Source organism: Klebsiella sp. CTHL.F3a (assembly GCF_019890895.1).
Lineage (GTDB): Bacteria > Pseudomonadota > Gammaproteobacteria > Enterobacterales > Enterobacteriaceae > Klebsiella > Klebsiella grimontii.
Map to the genome: position 1 here is coordinate 3,446,745 of NZ_CP082360.1, position 16,311 is coordinate 3,463,055.

Sequence of the window (16,311 nt, forward strand, 5' to 3'; positions counted from 1 at the left end):
TAATGCAGACCGTTTTAGCAAAAATCGTGGCCGACAAAGCGATTTGGGTAGAAGCCCGCAAACAACAACAACCGTTAGCCAGTTTTCAAAATGAAGTGGTACCGACGCAGCGCAATTTTTATGACGCCCTCGCCGGAACCCGCACCGCGTTTATTCTCGAGTGCAAAAAAGCCTCGCCATCAAAGGGGCTGATTCGCGATGATTTTGACCCGGCGGCCATCGCCGGCGTCTACAAGCACTACGCCTCGGCTATCTCGGTGCTTTGCGATGAGAAATATTTCCAGGGCAGCTTCGACTTTCTGCCGATCGTCAGCAAGGTCGCGCCACAGCCGATTTTGTGTAAGGACTTCACCATCGATCCTTACCAGATTTACCTGGCGCGCTACTACCAGGCCGACGCCTGTCTGCTGATGCTTTCAGTGCTGGATGATGAGCAGTATCGCCAGCTCTCTGCCGTTGCGCATAGCCTGAACATGGGCGTGCTGACCGAAGTGAGCAATGAAGAGGAGCTGGAGCGCGCGATTGCGCTGAAGGCGAAAGTGGTGGGCATCAACAACCGCGATCTGCGCGATATGTCGATTGATCTCAACCGTACCCGCACCCTGGCGCCTAAGCTCGGTCATGAGGTCACGGTGATCAGCGAGTCCGGTATCCATACCTATGCAGAAGTGCGTGAACTAAGCCACTTCGCCAATGGTTTCCTGATTGGCTCAGCGCTGATGGAGCACGCCGACTTGAACGCCGCCGTGAAGCGCGTGCTGCTCGGCGAGAATAAGGTCTGCGGCCTGACCCGCCCCCAGGATGCTCAGGTGGCGTATGAATCCGGCGCGATCTACGGCGGCCTGATTTTTGTCCCGACGTCGCCGCGAGCGGTGAATGACGCTCAGGCGAAAGCCGTCATCGATAGCGCGCCACTGAGCTACGTCGGCGTGTTTCGCAATACCCCGGTGGCGGAAGTTGTCGCCCGCGTGGAAAATCTGAGCTTAGCCGCGGTACAGCTGCACGGCAGCGAAGACCAGGCCTATATTGATACCCTGCGCGCCGAACTTCCGGCAACGGTGCAAATCTGGAAGGCCCTCAGCGTCGGCGAAACCCTACCGCAGCGCAATCTGCATCACGTCGATAAATATATTTTCGACAATGGTCAAGGCGGCACCGGCCAGCGTTTCGACTGGTCGCTGCTGCAAGGTCAGGACCTGCGGAACGTTCTGCTGGCAGGCGGCCTCGGTGCCGATAACTGTGTGGAAGCCGCCAAAAGCGGCTGTGCCGGACTCGATTTTAATTCAGGCGTAGAGTCGCAGCCGGGTATTAAAGATGCCAGCAAACTGTCCTCTGTATTTCAAACGCTGCGCGCATATTAAGGAGCAATAATGAGTACTTTACTGAACCCCTACTTTGGCGAATTCGGCGGGATGTACGTTCCGCAGATCCTGATGCCCGCCCTGCGCCAGTTGGAAGAAGCGTTCGTCAGCGCGCAGAAAGACCCGGCATTCCAGGCTGAATTTACCGACCTGCTGAAAAACTACGCGGGTCGCCCGACGGCGCTGACCAAATGCCGGAACCTTACCGAAGGCACCCGCACCACGCTGTATCTCAAGCGTGAAGACCTGCTGCACGGCGGCGCGCATAAAACTAACCAGGTGCTCGGCCAGGCGCTGCTGGCGAAACGGATGGGTAAAACGGAAATTATCGCCGAAACCGGCGCCGGCCAGCACGGCGTTGCCTCTGCGCTCGCCAGCGCCCTGCTCGGCCTGAAGTGCCGTATCTATATGGGCGCTAAGGATATCGAACGCCAGTCGCCGAACGTTTTCCGCATGCGCCTGATGGGTGCTGAAGTGATCCCGGTACATAGCGGTTCTTCTACACTGAAAGACGCCTGCAATGAGGCCCTGCGCGACTGGTCCGGCAGCTACGAAAAAGCCCACTATATGCTCGGCACCGCCGCCGGTCCGCACCCGTTCCCGACCATCGTGCGTGAATTCCAGCGCATGATTGGCGAAGAGACCAAAGCGCAGATCCTCGAGAAAGAAGGTCGCCTGCCGGATGCGGTTATCGCCTGCGTCGGCGGCGGATCGAACGCCATCGGCATGTTCGCCGACTTTATCGACGAAACCGCTGTTGGCCTGATTGGCGTGGAGCCGGCAGGTCACGGTATTGAGTCCGGCGAGCACGGCGCGCCGCTGAAGCACGGTCGGGTGGGTATCTACTTCGGTATGAAATCGCCGATGATGCAAACAGAAGAGGGGCAGATTGAGGAGTCCTACTCCATCTCCGCCGGACTGGACTTCCCGTCAGTAGGGCCGCAGCATGCGTATCTGAACAGCATTGGCCGCGCCGATTACGTGTCAATTACCGATGACGAAGCGCTGGATGCCTTTAAAGAACTCTCCCGCCATGAGGGGATTATCCCGGCGCTGGAGTCCTCCCATGCCCTGGCGCACGCGCTGAAAATGATGCGTGAAAACCCGGAAAAAGAGCAGCTGCTGGTGGTTAACCTCTCCGGCCGCGGCGATAAAGACATCTTCACCGTACACGATATTTTAAAAGCGCGAGGGGAAATCTGATGGAACGTTATGAGACGCTGTTTGCACAACTGAAAGCTCGCCGGGAAGGCGCGTTTGTTCCCTTCGTCACCCTCGGCGATCCGAATCCGGAACAGTCGCTGAAAATTATCGATACGCTGATTGAAGCGGGCGCCGACGCGCTGGAGCTGGGCATTCCCTTCTCCGACCCGCTGGCTGACGGCCCGACGATTCAGGACGCCACCCTGCGCGCATTTGCCGCAGGCGTCACGCCCGCCCAGTGCTTTGAAATGCTGACAGCAATTCGTCAAAAGCATCCGACCATCCCGATCGGCCTGCTGATGTACGCCAACCTGGTCTTCAGTCCGGGCATTGATGAATTCTACGCCGCGTGCGAACGCGCAGGCGTCGATTCCGTACTGGTCGCCGATGTCCCCGTGGAAGAGTCCGCGCCGTTCCGCCAGGCCGCGTTGCGCCATAACATCGCGCCGATTTTCATCTGCCCGCCGAATGCCGATGACGATCTGCTGCGCCAGATCGCCTCTTACGGTCGCGGTTATACCTACCTGCTGTCGCGGGCGGGCGTGACCGGTGCGGAAAACCGCGCCGCGCTGCCGCTGCATCATCTGATTGAAAAGCTGGCCGAGTACCACGCCGCGCCGCCGCTGCAGGGTTTTGGCATCTCGGCGCCGGAGCAGGTGACCGCGGCGATTGACGCAGGCGCAGCCGGCGCGATTTCCGGCTCTGCCATCGTCAAAATCATCGAGCGGAACGTGAACGACCCGCAGGCTATGCTCGCCGAACTGAAAGCCTTTGCGCAAAGTCTGAAGGCCGCCACCAAAGCCGCGTAAGCTAGTCCGCCGTCCGGTCCCGCGCCGGGCGGCTATTTCTGCTGCAAGCTGCCGGCATAGACAAAATAGCGCCAGCACATCATCTTGCGTCCACCCCGCCAGCACCTCATTCATCAGCCGCGTTCTTGCTTGCGCAATGCGTGTAATCATCTCCTGGCCCGCTTCGCTGAGCGTCACTTCGCTAATCCGCCGGTCTTTCGCATTGGGCTGCTTTCGCGCCAGCCCCAGGGCTTCCAGCTTTTTCACCTGCCCTTTCCGCCGCCGATATTGCTCTGAGCGGTACTGCGCTCCGCGCCGCTGCAGCTGATGGGCAGCGATATTGGCAGCCTATCAATGTCCCAGCGGCTGACCGCTACGGGCGGGTTTACCATCGCCACCACTCCCCAGATCGCCACGGCGTGGCCTCAGGATAACCGCCAGAAACGCACCATTTTTATCGTCGATTAAAAAATGATTCCGCACAAAAGTTGGGGTTGATATATTAAATGAGAAATATTATCTTTCTCATTACCGAATGGTTGAGTAATCAACTCAGGTATTCGGTACGACATTGCTCACATTGCTTCCAGTATTTTTGCCCGCACTTGTGCGGGCTTTTTTTATGGCTGCCGACATACTCTGCGCACCAGTTGCCTTAGCCAGCGATGCGCTAATTCATGCTGCTGGCGAGGATGCCACATTTGTGACACCGTTATCTCCGGCACGCTCACCGGGAGAGGAAAACCGATCATCTCTTTTCCCGCCGCGCTCCGCAGACAGGAGGCCGGGACAACGGCGATAAGTTCAGAATCCCGGGCAACGGCCAGCGCGGCGGAAAAAGCAGGCACCACCGCGGCAATTCTGCGGCTCATTCCACATGCCGCCAGCGCTTCATCAACCGGCCCTCGGATCGCCCCGCGACGGGAGGCTATGACGTGCCCTACGGAAACAAATTGTTCTCGCGACAGATCGGCAAAGGCGGCTAACGGGTGTGTTTTGGCCAGTGCGGCGACAAAGCGATCGCGAAACAGCGCCTGCAGGCGGATCTCAGGCCCCATATTTTCAAGTACGCCAATTTCCAGGTCCACCATCCCCTCGCGTAGAAATCGGGCATTTTTCTCCGACTTCGCGGCAAACTCCAGCGTCACACCCGGCGCTTCTTGTGCGACAGCGTTCACCAGCGCCGGGCCAAAAACGTCTATAAATCCCTCATTGGTACGTAACGTAAATCGCTTCTCAAGGGTCAATAAACTCAGCGGCGCAGGCGAAGCATTGAGCACCGCGCGCATCTCAGTGACGACGTTTTTTGCCCGCGCCTGCAGACTTTCCGCATGGGGAGTCAGCACCATTTTTCGCCCGGCTCTGACCAGTAGCGGGTCGCCGGTTACCTGCCGTAAGCGCGCCAGCGTACGGCTCATCGCCGACGGGCTAAGCTCAAGCCGCTTTGCCGCCCCGGCAACGCTCTTCTCGCTCAACAGCACATCCAGCGCAGCCAGTAAATTAAAATCGGGATCGGTCATCTTTTCTCCATTCCAGGATATGGCGTCTGATGCACCTTATTATTGCAAATGCTGCGCCTTCCGCCTGCTACAGCACCAGCCTATATTTATCCCATCATTTATTTAAGCCGGAGGATACCAATGGCCGCTTCCACTAAAACAGTATTGATCGCGGGCGCTTCACGCGGGCTTGGGCACGCCATGGCTGAACAGTTTCTGCGGCATGGCTGGCAGGTCATCGGCACCGTGCGCGATCTGTCGCAAACCACGCCGCTGCACCATCTGGCTCGAGCATATCCTGGACGGGTTCGTATTGAGGCGCTGGATATTTGTGATAATGACGGGATCGCGGCGCTGCGCGAAGCGCTTAGCGATAGCGTACTGGATATGCTATTCGTCAACGCGGGCACCACCAACCGCGATCCGACACAAACTATCGGCGAAATCGCGACGGAAGAGTTTATTCATGTCATGTTGACCAACGCGCTCGCGCCAATGCGGGTAATAGAAAGTCTGCAAGATGTCGTGTTACCGCAGGGACTGATTGGCGTCATGTCCTCAGGGCAAGGCAGTTTGAGCAATAATACCGGCGGGCAGCGCGAGTTGTACCGCGGGAGTAAAGCCGCGCTGAATATGTTTATGCGCAGCTTTGCCGCTCGCCCTGCCTGCGTATCGCATCCGCTGGTGGTCATGGCGCCGGGCTGGATCCGCACGGCCCTCGGCGGCGAGAGCGCCCCGCTTACCATTGCAGAGACCATCCCCTCGCTGGTGAACGTCCTGCTGGAAAAACAAAATCGTCCCGGATTAGAGTATTTGGATTATCGAGGATGTCGGGTGCCGTGGTAATAGTTTTATGCGTATTAATGGCGTGCTGACGAGTTCAGGGCAGTCAATTTTCGTTTTTTACGCTATTACCCCCGATGACGGAGAATTTCCGCGTCCGTCTCGCTTGGTGTGGGCTGGTCATGCGTTTTTCTGGTCGCTCCTGAGCTAAAGCCCGGCAGGAGTGGTATTATTCATGGCAGAAAAAACAGGCACAACGTCAACCGGGGAGCGATTTATGCACGAAGAAGTACCTCTGAAATATTACGACATTGCGGATGAGTATTCGACCGAGTCCGCCGAGCCCGTGAGCGAGTCGGAACGCGATCCTCTGGCGCGCTATTTCCAGCTGTTGATTACTCGCCTGATGAATAACGAAGAAATCAGCGAGGAAGCGCAGGGAGAGATGGCCGTACAAGCGGGCATCGATCGCCAGCGCATTGATGACATCGCGGTATTTCTGAATAAATGGGGTAATGAGTAGTCGTTGCTGCGGCCGACCTGGGGATACTTAGGGAAATCCGCCACGCGTCAGAAAGCGTAATAAAGCTGGTCACGATGACCAGCTTTATCAGGGACTTTAGAACCGGTATCCGGCCGAGAACATAAACACCCACGGATCCAGACGGATACTGTCGTGCTGCTGCGCGCCCGCCAGCTTATAGTTGGCGGTGGTATCGATATCCATGTACCACACCGACATGTTAATCAGCCAGTCGCGGTTAATCAGATAGTCCATCCCCACCTGCCCTGCCGCTCCCCAGGAGTCTTTCAGGCTCAGGTCAGAGATACCGGTTTTTTTACCCGTATCGTTCACGCTTTCGTCGAAGAAGGTCGTGTAGTTGATACCCGCGCCAATGTAAGGACGCAGTTTGCTGCTCGAATCGCCAAAGTACCACTGCGCCATTAACGTCGGCGGTAAATGATGAACGGTTGCAATATTGCCGGTTGCCGCGGTCCCGACTTTATGCCGGAACGGCGTAGCGGCCAACAGTTCAACGCCTATGTTATCGGTTGCCATATAGGTGAATGTCAGACCCAGTTGCGTATTGTTGCTGACGTTAAAGCCCCCCAGGCTGCCTAACGTACCGCCCGCGCCTTCGGTCGGCCTGACCGTGGCCGAACCCGCGCGAATAAAAAATTCCCCGGCTTCATGCGCCCAGACGCTGCTGCCGGAAAGACTGCTCAGAATAACAACCGCCGCTGCTAACTTTTTCATACCCACTTCCTCGTTATGGTTATTCAGCGCAAGAATATACATACAAAGAGGTATGCTTGATCCAACATAGATCACATTAAGTGGGCAAATTTAACATTTATTGATCCAGATTAATTTTCACTTTCTCAATACAATCAGTGATAAGCGTGTGATATCAAGTTTCTTCATTTATGGTACTCCGAACAGCGCTTCGCTGATTTCCTCTTCTATTTACAAAGATATACTTAGCGCGCAGCAGCAGAGACTGCTACCCCGCCGCGATTTGCGGTACAATCGCCGGCTAGTTAACACCTGCAATACTCAAGGAGAATGCATGTCTATCACGGCGAAGTCCGTCTACCGTGACACCGGGAACTTTTTCCGCAATCAGTTCGTTACTATCCTGCTGATTGCGCTGCTATGCGCGTTCATTACGGTAGTACTTGGCCATGCCTTTTCACCCAGTGAAGAACAGCTGTCGATATTAAGCCAGGGCGATAGCCTGGCGGGTAGCGGCGGGCTGTTTGAACTGGTCCAGAGCATGACGCCTGAGCAGCAGCAAATCCTGCTGCGAGCCTCTGCGGCTTCCACTTTCTCCGGTCTTGTGGGCAACGCCATCCTTGCCGGCGGCGTTCTGCTCATGATTCAAATGATCTCCGCCGGTCAGCGGGTCAGCGCCCTGCGCGCGATCGGCGCTTCCGCGCCGGTGCTGCCAAAGCTGCTGCTGCTGATCCTGCTGACGACGTTTATCGTGCAGATGGGGATGATGCTGGTGGTGGTGCCTGGCGTCCTGCTGGCTATCGTGCTCTCTTTCGCACCGGTTATGCTGGTGCAGGATAAAATCGGCATCTTCAGCGCCATGCGTGGCAGTATGCGTCTGGCCTGGGCCAACGTGCGTCTGGTGGCGCCGGCGATTATCGGCTGGCTGCTGGCGAAAACGCTGCTGCTGCTGTTTGCATCCAGCTTCGCGGTCCTGACGCCGAACGTTGGCGCGGTGGTAATAAATACCCTCAGTAATCTGATCTCTGCATTGTTGCTGATCTATTTATTCCGCTTGTATATGCTTATTCGCAACTAACTTAATCCGGGGCGGGCTATTTCTGCCCCGATCTGAACGACGGAATCGATGTATGAAGCAGTTTCTGGATTTTTTACCGCTGGTAGTCTTCTTCGCATTCTACAAGCTATATGATATTTACGCCGCGACAACCGCGCTGATTATCGCCACCGCCATCGTGCTGATCTACAGCTGGGTACGCTATCGCAAAGTCGAAAAAATGGCGCTCATTACCTTCGTGCTGGTCGCCGTGTTCGGCGGATTGACTATCTTCTTCCATAACGACGAGTTTATTAAATGGAAGGTAACGGTTATCTACGTGCTGTTCGCCAGCGCGCTGCTGTTTAGCCAGTGGGTGATGAAGAAGCCGCTGATCCAGCGCATGCTGGGGAAAGAGCTGACGCTACCGCAGCAGGTGTGGTCGCGCCTCAATCTGGCCTGGGCGGTATTTTTTATTCTTTGCGGACTGGCCAATATCTACATCGCTTTCTGGCTGCCGCAGAATATCTGGGTCAACTTCAAGGTCTTCGGCCTGACCGCGCTGACGCTGGTCTTCACTCTGCTGAGCGGCGTTTATATCTATCGCCATATGCCACAGGATGACAACCACTAAGCTGCCATTCTCCCGGCACGCAGCTTTGCGTGCCGTCTCCCCCTTGATCCACTGTTATGCTCTCTGAACAGGATTAAAAAACCGTTTTCTTCATAATATCTACCGGATCACGGAAAGTTGCGGCAATTGTGAGGATTTTGTGGAGATTAACGCACTGTTATTGTAATGATAATTATTATCATTGATATTCTCGATCTCAATTTAACCCGATTTTATAGGGATATTTATCATGAGACCGCAGAAACAGCACATAACCACTCCTCTAGCACTGGCCATAGCAGGCTTGTTCAGTCCGGCTGGCTTTGCCGAAGAAGTGGAGCAGGATACCGAAACCATGGTGGTACGGGGAACCGCCGAAGAGGCGCTGAAGCAGCAGCCGGGCGTCTCGATCATCACCGCGGAAGATATTGCTAAAGCTCCCCCGGTTAACGATCTCTCAGAAATCATCCGTAAAATGCCCGGCGTAAACCTGACCGGCAACAGCGCCAGCGGCAGCCGCGGCAACAATCGTCAAATAGATATTCGCGGTATGGGGCCGGAAAACACGCTGATCCTTATTGATGGCGTGCCCGTCACCTCCCGCAATTCTGTGCGCTATAGCTGGCGCGGCGAACGAGATACCCGCGGCGACAGCAATTGGGTGCCGCCGGAAATGGTGGAACGCATTGAAGTTCTCCGCGGCCCTGCCGCAGCGCGCTACAGCTCAGGCGCCGCGGGCGGGGTGGTCAATATCATCACCAAACGCCCCACCAACGACTGGCACGGCTCGCTTTCGCTTTATACCAATCAGCCGGAAAATAACAAAGAAGGCTCCACTAACCGGGCTAATTTCAACCTTAACGGACCGCTGGCCGGGGACGCCCTGACCATGCGTTTATACGGCAACATTAACAAAACCGAACCCGACGCCTGGGATATTAACCGCGCGCAAAATGGATCTTATGCCGCGGGCCGTGAAGGTGTGCGCAACAAAGATATTAACGCCCTGCTGTCATGGAAAGTCACGCCGCAACAGATTATCGATTTTAGCTACGCTTATAGTCGGCAGGGCAATATCTATGCCGGCGATACCCAGTATAGCAACAGTAATATGAGCCCCAATGGCCTGGTAGATACCCTCTACGGTCAGGAAACAAACAGGATGTATCGACAGACCTGGGGGCTGACCTATAACGGGATATGGGACTGGGGCCAGTCAAAGGCGGGCGTCTACTACGAAAAAACCAACAATACTCGCCTGCAGGAGGGCACCACCGGCCGCGTTGAAGGGATGATCAACAGCGATGTCTATGACACCAGCCGCCTGGAGTCATGGCGCTCAACCGCAGAGGTGAATCTCCCCTTCACTGGCTCGCTGAACAGACCCTCACTCTGGGCATGGAGTGGAATCACGATGAGCTGAACGATCCGGCGTCGATGCAGGCCACCACCACCACGGATGCGCTCCCCGGGGTTTCCGGCGATCCTTCACAACGCAGCCCTAAAAACAGCGCCACCCTGACCGGTATCTATCTCGAAGACAATATTGAAGCGACGCCGGGCACCAATATTATCCCGGGTCTACGTTTCGACTATCATAACGACTTCGGCAGCAACTGGAGCCCGAGCCTGAACCTGTCGCAGGATCTGGGGGATATGTTTAAGGTCAAAGCAGGTATTGCCCGGGTATTTAAGGCGCCGAACCTGTATCAGTCCAGCGAGGGGTATCTGCTTTCTACGCGGGGCAACGGCTGCCCGATAAGTATTGCCGATGGCAACTGCTATCTTTTGGGAAACCCGGACCTCGATCCGGAAATCAGCATCAATAAGGAGATTGGCCTTGAGTTTAACCTGAACGGTTATAACGCCGGCGTCACCTGGTTCCGCAACGACTACAAAAACAAGATCGTCTCCGGCACCGAGATACTGGGTAATACCGCTACCGGGGCGAATATCCTGCAGTGGGAGAACGGCGGGAAAGCGGTCGTCGAAGGCCTTGAAGGCACGCTGCTGGTTCCGGTCATTGCCGATACGCTCAGCTGGCGCACCAATGCCACTTATATGATCAAATCGGAAAACAAAGATACCGGAAACCCGTTATCCGTTATTCCGAAATACACCATCAATACCCTACTTGACTGGCAGGTAACCAGCAAGTTTTCGGCGAACGTCAACTGGACCCTGTACGGTCGGCAGAAACCGCGCGAATACGCGGAAATTCGTAATGAAAATGGGGTGCTGGCCACCAATGAAGTCGGTTCCTATTCCGTGGTGGGTATCGGCGGCAACTATCAGCTAATGAAAGACCTGCGCCTGAACGCCGGGATTAGCAACCTGTTCGATAAGCAAATTTATCGTGAAAACGAAGGCGCTTCGACCTACAACGAACCGGGTCGCGCCTATTACGCTGGCGTCACGATCTCGTTCTGACCCCTCATGCCCGCTATCGCGGGCGTATTCCCTATTTTCTCAGCGTCCTTTTCATAGTAGCATCGCGCCTGATCATCTTTGACTAGTACAGAGTATAGAATGACAACAACAGATCTTGCGCCGAAGGGCGAATTGGTTTTACGCACCCTGGCGATGCCGGCGGACACCAACGCTAACGGCGATATTTTCGGCGGCTGGCTGATGTCGCAAATGGATATTGGCGGCGCCATTATGGCCAAAGAGATTGCCCACGGCCGCGTCGTGACCGTCCGCGTCGACGGCATGACCTTTTTACGCCCGGTGGCAGTTGGCGATGTCGTATGCTGCTACGCCAACTGCGTGAAGCGCGGCAATACATCGATAACCATTAATATGGAAGTGTGGGTCAAGAAAGTGTCGTCTGAGCCTATCGGCCAGCGCTATAAAGCGACCGAAGCGCTGTTTATCTACGTCGCGGTAGATAATCAGGGCAAGCCTCGCGCCCTGCCCGCCCTGTAATGCAGCCGGCCCGGCACAACCGGGCCGGTCGTTTACAGAAAACCGAGTAAAGAGAAGAAGAAGTAGCCCAGTACAATAATGACCACCGGCAAAACGTAAAGCGGAAAATACTGCACCAGGATGGTATGACGCGGCACCACCACACGTTCGGAGATTTGCTCGCGCGTCAGCCCTTCAGCCCCTTTTGCCTGCTCCAGAATCAGCTGATCCTCCACGCCTTCGCGCAGAAATTTAGCCTGGCGCCCCATCCGCGCCCCGGACGCCTGCAGCGCCATGCCGACAAACACCAGAATATAGATAATCCAGAAGCCAATGTTCATACCGTGCTTAAAGTCCGGCAGCGGCGAGTTGTACCAGAAGAAATTGAGGAACGGCGTATTAAAACGCATCATCTCAATCATTACATGGGCGAAGTCCATCATCACCGCGTCAATGCCCGGTTTTTTCTCACTGTGCTCGTACATAAACTTCAGCACGGAAATCAGCGTCGAGATAACCGCCGGGATAAATACCACCCACCCCAAAATACGTTTAAGTACTGCAATGCGTCCAGCTTGTTGATACGTCATGGGTTCCCCTTGTTAAGACGCCTATCCACTCTAAGTCTACCTTCGTCGGCGAATTTCGCCCAATAATGCGCGGTATGATATACCATGAGTGCCGATTCGTTATCTATTTACGCTACAAGGAGAGGGACTTATGTCAGCCAGGCGCCAGATTCACGCCGCGATTTTTGATATGGATGGGTTACTGATTGATTCCGAGCCGCTATGGGATAAAGCCGAACTGGAGGTGATAGCAAGCCTGGGGGTGGATATCAGCCGCCGCCATGAAATGCCAGATATTCTGGGCCTGCGCATCGATTTAGTCGTCGACCTGTGGTTTGCCCAGCAGCCGTGGAAAGGCCCGGATCGCGCGGAAGTCACCGCGCGGATAATCAATCGCGCCATCCAGCTGGTGGAAGAAGCGCGTCCGCTTCTCCCCGGCGCGCGCGAAGCGGTGGCATTGTGCAAAGCCCAGGGGCTAAAAATCGGCCTCGCGTCAGCATCGCCGCTGCGGATGCTGGAAAAAGTCCTCGCCATGTTTGAACTGCGCGACCAGTTTGACGCCCTCGCTTCCGCCGAAATGCTGCCGTTCAGCAAACCGCATCCGCAGGTGTATCTCAACTGCGCCGCCAGTCTTGGCGTCAGCCCAATGAACTGCGTGGCGCTGGAAGACTCGGTCAACGGCATGATTGCCAGCAAAGCAGCGCGGATGCGGTCTATCGTGGTACCGGAAGCAGAAAACAGCCGCGACCCGCGCTTCGTGCTGGCTGACGTGAAGCTTGCTACGCTTGAGTCCCTCACGCCGGGCGACCTGCTCGGCTAATCCTGTCTGTGATGATGGGATAGCGGTATCATCCTATCATCACAAAAATAAAACACCGTTTCATTTTTAATTGTTTTTTCCTCTTTCGCCCTCTATGCTTATCTCAACGGCGTTATTTGACGCATGAAATCAGCATACAGAGGTGCATATGGTACTGAACGCCTTTGACCTTGCGGGCAAGGTCGCCATCGTGACGGGTTGTGATACCGGGCTGGGCCAGGGAATGACTTTAGGCCTTGCCCAGGCCGGGTGCGATATCGTCGGCGTGAATCGCCGGATCCCCCATGAAACCGCAGAAAAGGTGCAGGCGCTGGGCCGCCGCTTTACCGCTATCCAGGCCGATCTAAGCCGGCAGGATGAGATTGAAGATATAGTGACTCAGGCTGTGGCCGCCATGGGCCGGGTAGATATTCTGGTCAACAATGCGGGAACCATCCGTCGCGCCGATGCGCTCTCCTTTAGCGAAAAGGACTGGGACGACGTGATGAATCTGAATCTGAAATCGGTGTTCTTTCTTTCCCAGGCGGTTGCCCGGCAGTTTATTCAGCAGGGTGATGGCGGAAAAATCGTGAACATTGCCTCCATGCTCTCTTTTCAGGGCGGTATTCGGGTGCCATCCTATACCGCATCAAAAAGCGGCGTACTGGGCATTACCCGCCTGATGGCCAATGAGTGGGCCGGGCATCACATCAACGTTAACGCGATTGCGCCGGGGTATATGGCGACCAATAATACCCAACAGCTGCGCGATGACGCCGAGCGTAGCAAAGCGATCCTCGACCGTATTCCGGCCGGGCGCTGGGGGATTGCGGATGACCTACAGGGGCCGGTCGTCTTCCTCGCCTCCAGGGCGGCGGATTACATCAGCGGCTATACCCTGGCGGTGGATGGCGGCTGGCTGGCGCGCTGATGGTTTTGTGACAAAGAGTTACACCGTCACCTCTTTCGCACACTGTATAAAAACCCTATACTGTATGAATTGACAGTTTAGGGTTTTTATCATGACGGCGGAAGGCCACCTTCTCTTTTCTATCGCCTGCGCGGTATTTGCGAAAAATGCGGAATTAACGCCCGTGCTGGCCCAGGGCGACTGGTGGCATATTATTCCTTCCGCCATCCTGACCTGTCTGCTGCCGGATATCGATCACCCAAAGTCATTTCTCGGCCAGCGCTTGAGCTGGATATCAAAACCGATAGCGCGCGCCTTCGGCCATCGCGGCTTCACCCATAGCCTGCTGGTGGTTTTTGGCGCGGTCGCGATTTTCTCATTGAAAGTGCCAGAAAGCTGGATAGTTCCGGCAGATGCGGTTCAGGGGCTGGTTCTGGGCTATCTCAGCCATATTCTCGCCGACATGCTCACCCCGGCGGGCGTTCCGCTGCTCTGGCCCTGCCGCTGGCGTTTTCGTCTGCCTCTCCTCGCGCCGCGCAAGGGCAATCAGCTGGAGCGTGCACTGTGCATGGCGCTGTTCATCTATGCCGTGTGGATGCCGCAAAACGTTGCCGAAAACAGCGCCGTTCGCTGGTCATCGGATATGATTAATTCGCTGCAAACCACCTTTAATCGCTTTATTAGCCACCAGACTGGACGATAAACCAGCGAATTATTCAATTGGTTATAATCAATTCCATTTGAATATAAGTAACGAATTACGCCTTCTGCTACCCTTGCCGTCATAAGAGTTGGTTATTGACCAACCCGGTGATAAAAGTTATCAGGAGAACGGGGATGAACTTTCCATTAATAGCGAACGTTATCGTGTTCGCGGTTTTACTGTTGGCGCTGGCCCAAACCCGGCATAAACAGTGGAGCCTCGCTAAAAAAGTGCTGGTCGGTCTGGTGATCGGCGTGGTCTTTGGCCTGGCGCTACAGCTGATCTATGGTTCCGACAGCCAGGTGCTGAAGGATTCTATCCAGTGGTTCAATATCGTCGGTAATGGCTATGTTCAACTGCTGCAAATGATCGTTATGCCGCTGGTTTTCGCCTCGATTCTGAGCGCGGTCGCCCGCCTGCATAATGCTTCGCAGCTGGGTAAAATCAGCTTCCTCAGCATCGGTACCCTGCTGTTCACCACGCTGATTGCGGCGCTGGTCGGGGTGCTGGTGACCAATATGTTTGGCCTCACCGCCGAAGGACTGGTTCAGGGCAGCGCGGAAACCGCCCGCCTCAACGCCATTCAGAGCAACTACGCCGGTAAAGTCGCGGACCTGAGCGTCCCGCAGCTGATCCTCTCTTTTGTGCCGAAAAACCCGTTTGCCGATCTGACCGGCGCGAACCCGACGTCGATTATCAGCGTCGTTATCTTCGCTGCGTTCCTCGGCGTCGCGGCGCTGAAACTGTTGAAAGATGACGTCGCGAAAGGCCAGCGCGTACTCACCGCCATCGACACGCTGCAGAGCTGGGTGATGAAGCTCGTACGCCTGGTGATGCAGTTAACGCCGTACGGCGTGCTGGCGCTGATGACCAAAGTGGTTGCGGGCTCTAACCTGCAGGACATCATCAAGCTCGGCAGCTTCGTTATCGCCTCTTATATTGGTCTGGGCATCATGTTCGTTGTGCACGGTCTGCTGCTGGCGGTGAACGGCGTGAGCCCGCTGAAGTACTTCCGTAAAGTCTGGCCGGTACTGACCTTCGCCTTTTCCAGCCGCTCCAGCGCCGCGTCGATTCCGCTGAATGTGGAAGCGCAAACGCGTCGTCTGGGCGTGCCGGAGTCTATCGCTAGCTTCTCCGCATCGTTCGGCGCCACCATCGGCCAGAACGGCTGTGCGGGTCTTTATCCGGCGATGCTGGCGGTAATGGTCGCACCGACAGTCGGTATTAACCCGCTCGATCCGCTGTGGATCGCAACGCTGGTGGGCATCGTGACCGTCAGCTCCGCCGGGGTCGCGGGCGTAGGCGGCGGCGCGACCTTTGCCGCCCTGATCGTCCTGCCGGCGATGGGCCTGCCGGTCACGCTGGTGGCGCTGCTGATCTCGGTGGAGCCGCTCATCGATATGGGCCGTACCGCGCTGAACGTGAGCGGTTCTATGACCGCCGGTACCCTGACCAGCCAGTGGCTGCGTCAAACCGATAAAACCATTCTCGATAGCGAAGAAGATGCGGAGCTGGCGCACCGCTAAGCTGATGCAATCTTCAGGTTATCAAAAAAAACCGCTGAAATATCAGCGGTTTTTTTATTTCCCCTGCAGCCTCAGGAGTCGATTTCCCCTTCCTGCCTCATCTGCGTCGCCCAGCGCTGCGCCGCTTCCGGCACGTTAAACGGCGGGGAACGGCGAAAATGTTCGTCTATCAGCACAAAGGCAACGTACTTACCTCGCAGAGCCCAGACGTCGCGAAAACCATCCATTTTGACGGCGTGTTCCGGCGGCGCAGGTTCCACTCGAGGCACGTAGCTAATGACCTGACGATTTTGTTGGCGAAGTGGTTTCATCACAAATAGATTCACTAAACACAGCGGGAAACGGAAACCCTTATCATAGCCGAAAGCGCCCCCTTT

At 55.8% G+C, this 16,311-nt stretch carries 16 protein-coding genes and 3 pseudogenes; 14 read left to right on the forward strand and 5 right to left on the reverse strand.

The window, feature by feature from the left end; all coding sequences use genetic code 11:
• The first annotated feature begins 2 nt into the window (after positions 1–2).
• Genes trpCF through trpA form a run of 3 tightly spaced genes read left to right on the forward strand, consistent with a single transcriptional unit; the run spans position 3 to position 3,373 of the window.
• Positions 3–1,361: a bifunctional indole-3-glycerol-phosphate synthase TrpC/phosphoribosylanthranilate isomerase TrpF gene (trpCF, locus tag K7H21_RS16210; protein WP_004121279.1), complete on the forward strand. Its 1,359-nt coding sequence runs from the start codon at positions 3–5 to the stop codon at positions 1,359–1,361.
• Between the two features lie 9 nt (positions 1,362–1,370).
• On the forward strand, positions 1,371–2,564 hold the full coding sequence (trpB, locus tag K7H21_RS16215) for a tryptophan synthase subunit beta (RefSeq protein ID WP_004121281.1): 1,194 nt from the start codon (positions 1,371–1,373) through the stop codon (positions 2,562–2,564).
• The gene (gene trpA / locus K7H21_RS16220) at positions 2,564–3,373 is read left to right on the forward strand and encodes a tryptophan synthase subunit alpha (RefSeq protein WP_004121283.1); all 810 of its coding nucleotides are present in this window, start codon (positions 2,564–2,566) and stop codon (positions 3,371–3,373) included. Before trpB ends, trpA begins: the two co-directional genes overlap by 1 nt.
• Positions 3,374–3,415: 42 nt before the next feature.
• Here trpA and K7H21_RS29035 read toward each other — a convergent pair.
• A pseudogene (locus K7H21_RS29035) lies at positions 3,416–3,625 on the reverse strand (MarR family winged helix-turn-helix transcriptional regulator); the annotation flags it as partial.
• Between the two features lie 24 nt (positions 3,626–3,649).
• Between K7H21_RS29035 and K7H21_RS16225 the strand changes: the two are divergent.
• Positions 3,650–3,820 (forward strand): annotated as a pseudogene (locus tag K7H21_RS16225) (quinone oxidoreductase family protein); the annotation flags it as partial.
• Between the two features lie 152 nt (positions 3,821–3,972).
• Here the strand turns inward: K7H21_RS16225 and K7H21_RS16230 are convergent.
• Entirely contained in the window at positions 3,973–4,872 is a 900-nt protein-coding gene (locus K7H21_RS16230; RefSeq protein ID WP_154902490.1) for a LysR family transcriptional regulator, read from the reverse strand.
• Between the two features lie 120 nt (positions 4,873–4,992).
• Here K7H21_RS16230 and K7H21_RS16235 point away from each other — a divergent pair, with 120 nt between their 5' ends.
• Together K7H21_RS16235 and K7H21_RS16240 are read left to right on the forward strand one after the other, a co-directional pair.
• Entirely contained in the window at positions 4,993–5,697 is a 705-nt protein-coding gene (locus K7H21_RS16235) for an SDR family NAD(P)-dependent oxidoreductase (RefSeq protein ID WP_004121287.1), read from the forward strand.
• 214 nt (positions 5,698–5,911) lie between these two features.
• On the forward strand, positions 5,912–6,157 hold the full coding sequence (locus K7H21_RS16240; protein WP_004121288.1) for a YmjA family protein: 246 nt from the start codon (positions 5,912–5,914) through the stop codon (positions 6,155–6,157).
• Between the two features lie 96 nt (positions 6,158–6,253).
• Here the strand turns inward: K7H21_RS16240 and ompW are convergent, their stop codons facing one another.
• A complete protein-coding gene (ompW, locus tag K7H21_RS16245; RefSeq protein ID WP_004121296.1) occupies positions 6,254–6,892 on the reverse strand; it encodes an outer membrane protein OmpW in 639 nt (212 codons plus the stop codon).
• Positions 6,893–7,205: 313 nt separating this feature from the next.
• On the opposite strand from ompW, the gene K7H21_RS16250 reads away from it, so the two are divergent.
• The 4 genes and pseudogenes from K7H21_RS16250 (at position 7,206) to yciA (ending at position 11,448) form a co-directional block, all read left to right on the forward strand.
• Positions 7,206–7,949 carry a YciC family protein gene (locus tag K7H21_RS16250; RefSeq protein ID WP_004121298.1) on the forward strand — a complete coding sequence of 248 codons (744 nt, stop codon included), beginning with the start codon at positions 7,206–7,208 and terminating at the stop codon, positions 7,947–7,949.
• A 52-nt stretch (positions 7,950–8,001) separates the two neighbouring features.
• On the forward strand, positions 8,002–8,541 hold the full coding sequence (locus K7H21_RS16255) for a septation protein A (protein WP_004101360.1): 540 nt from the start codon (positions 8,002–8,004) through the stop codon (positions 8,539–8,541).
• Between the two features lie 229 nt (positions 8,542–8,770).
• A pseudogene (locus K7H21_RS16260) lies at positions 8,771–10,950 on the forward strand (TonB-dependent siderophore receptor).
• 99 nt (positions 10,951–11,049) lie between these two features.
• Positions 11,050–11,448 (forward strand): acyl-CoA thioester hydrolase YciA, encoded by a 399-nt coding sequence (gene yciA, locus K7H21_RS16265; protein WP_004121302.1) that lies wholly within the window; start codon positions 11,050–11,052, stop codon positions 11,446–11,448.
• Between the two features lie 32 nt (positions 11,449–11,480).
• Here yciA and K7H21_RS16270 read toward each other — a convergent pair whose 3' ends face one another.
• On the reverse strand, positions 11,481–12,017 hold the full coding sequence (locus K7H21_RS16270; protein ID WP_004121305.1) for a YniB family protein: 537 nt from the start codon (positions 12,015–12,017) through the stop codon (positions 11,481–11,483).
• A 130-nt stretch (positions 12,018–12,147) separates the two neighbouring features.
• Between K7H21_RS16270 and hxpB the strand changes: the two genes are divergently transcribed.
• From hxpB to K7H21_RS16290, 4 genes are all read left to right on the forward strand, one after another.
• On the forward strand, positions 12,148–12,816 hold the full coding sequence (hxpB, locus tag K7H21_RS16275) for a hexitol phosphatase HxpB (protein WP_004121307.1): 669 nt from the start codon (positions 12,148–12,150) through the stop codon (positions 12,814–12,816).
• Between the two features lie 148 nt (positions 12,817–12,964).
• Positions 12,965–13,726, forward strand: a complete 762-nt coding sequence (kduD, locus tag K7H21_RS16280; RefSeq protein ID WP_223035221.1) for a 2-dehydro-3-deoxy-D-gluconate 5-dehydrogenase KduD — start codon at positions 12,965–12,967, stop codon at positions 13,724–13,726.
• A gap of 91 nt (positions 13,727–13,817) precedes the next feature.
• Positions 13,818–14,408 (forward strand): metal-dependent hydrolase, encoded by a 591-nt coding sequence (locus tag K7H21_RS16285; protein ID WP_004121316.1) that lies wholly within the window; start codon positions 13,818–13,820, stop codon positions 14,406–14,408.
• A gap of 134 nt (positions 14,409–14,542) precedes the next feature.
• Positions 14,543–15,934, forward strand: coding sequence for an L-cystine transporter (locus tag K7H21_RS16290; RefSeq protein ID WP_223035222.1), 1,392 nt, complete (start codon positions 14,543–14,545; stop codon positions 15,932–15,934).
• Positions 15,935–16,005: 71 nt separating this feature from the next.
• Here the strand turns inward: K7H21_RS16290 and cedA are convergent, their stop codons facing one another.
• The gene (gene cedA, locus K7H21_RS16295) at positions 16,006–16,245 is read right to left on the reverse strand and encodes a cell division activator CedA (RefSeq protein WP_032742131.1); all 240 of its coding nucleotides are present in this window, start codon (positions 16,243–16,245) and stop codon (positions 16,006–16,008) included.
• Positions 16,246–16,311 lie beyond the last annotated feature (66 nt).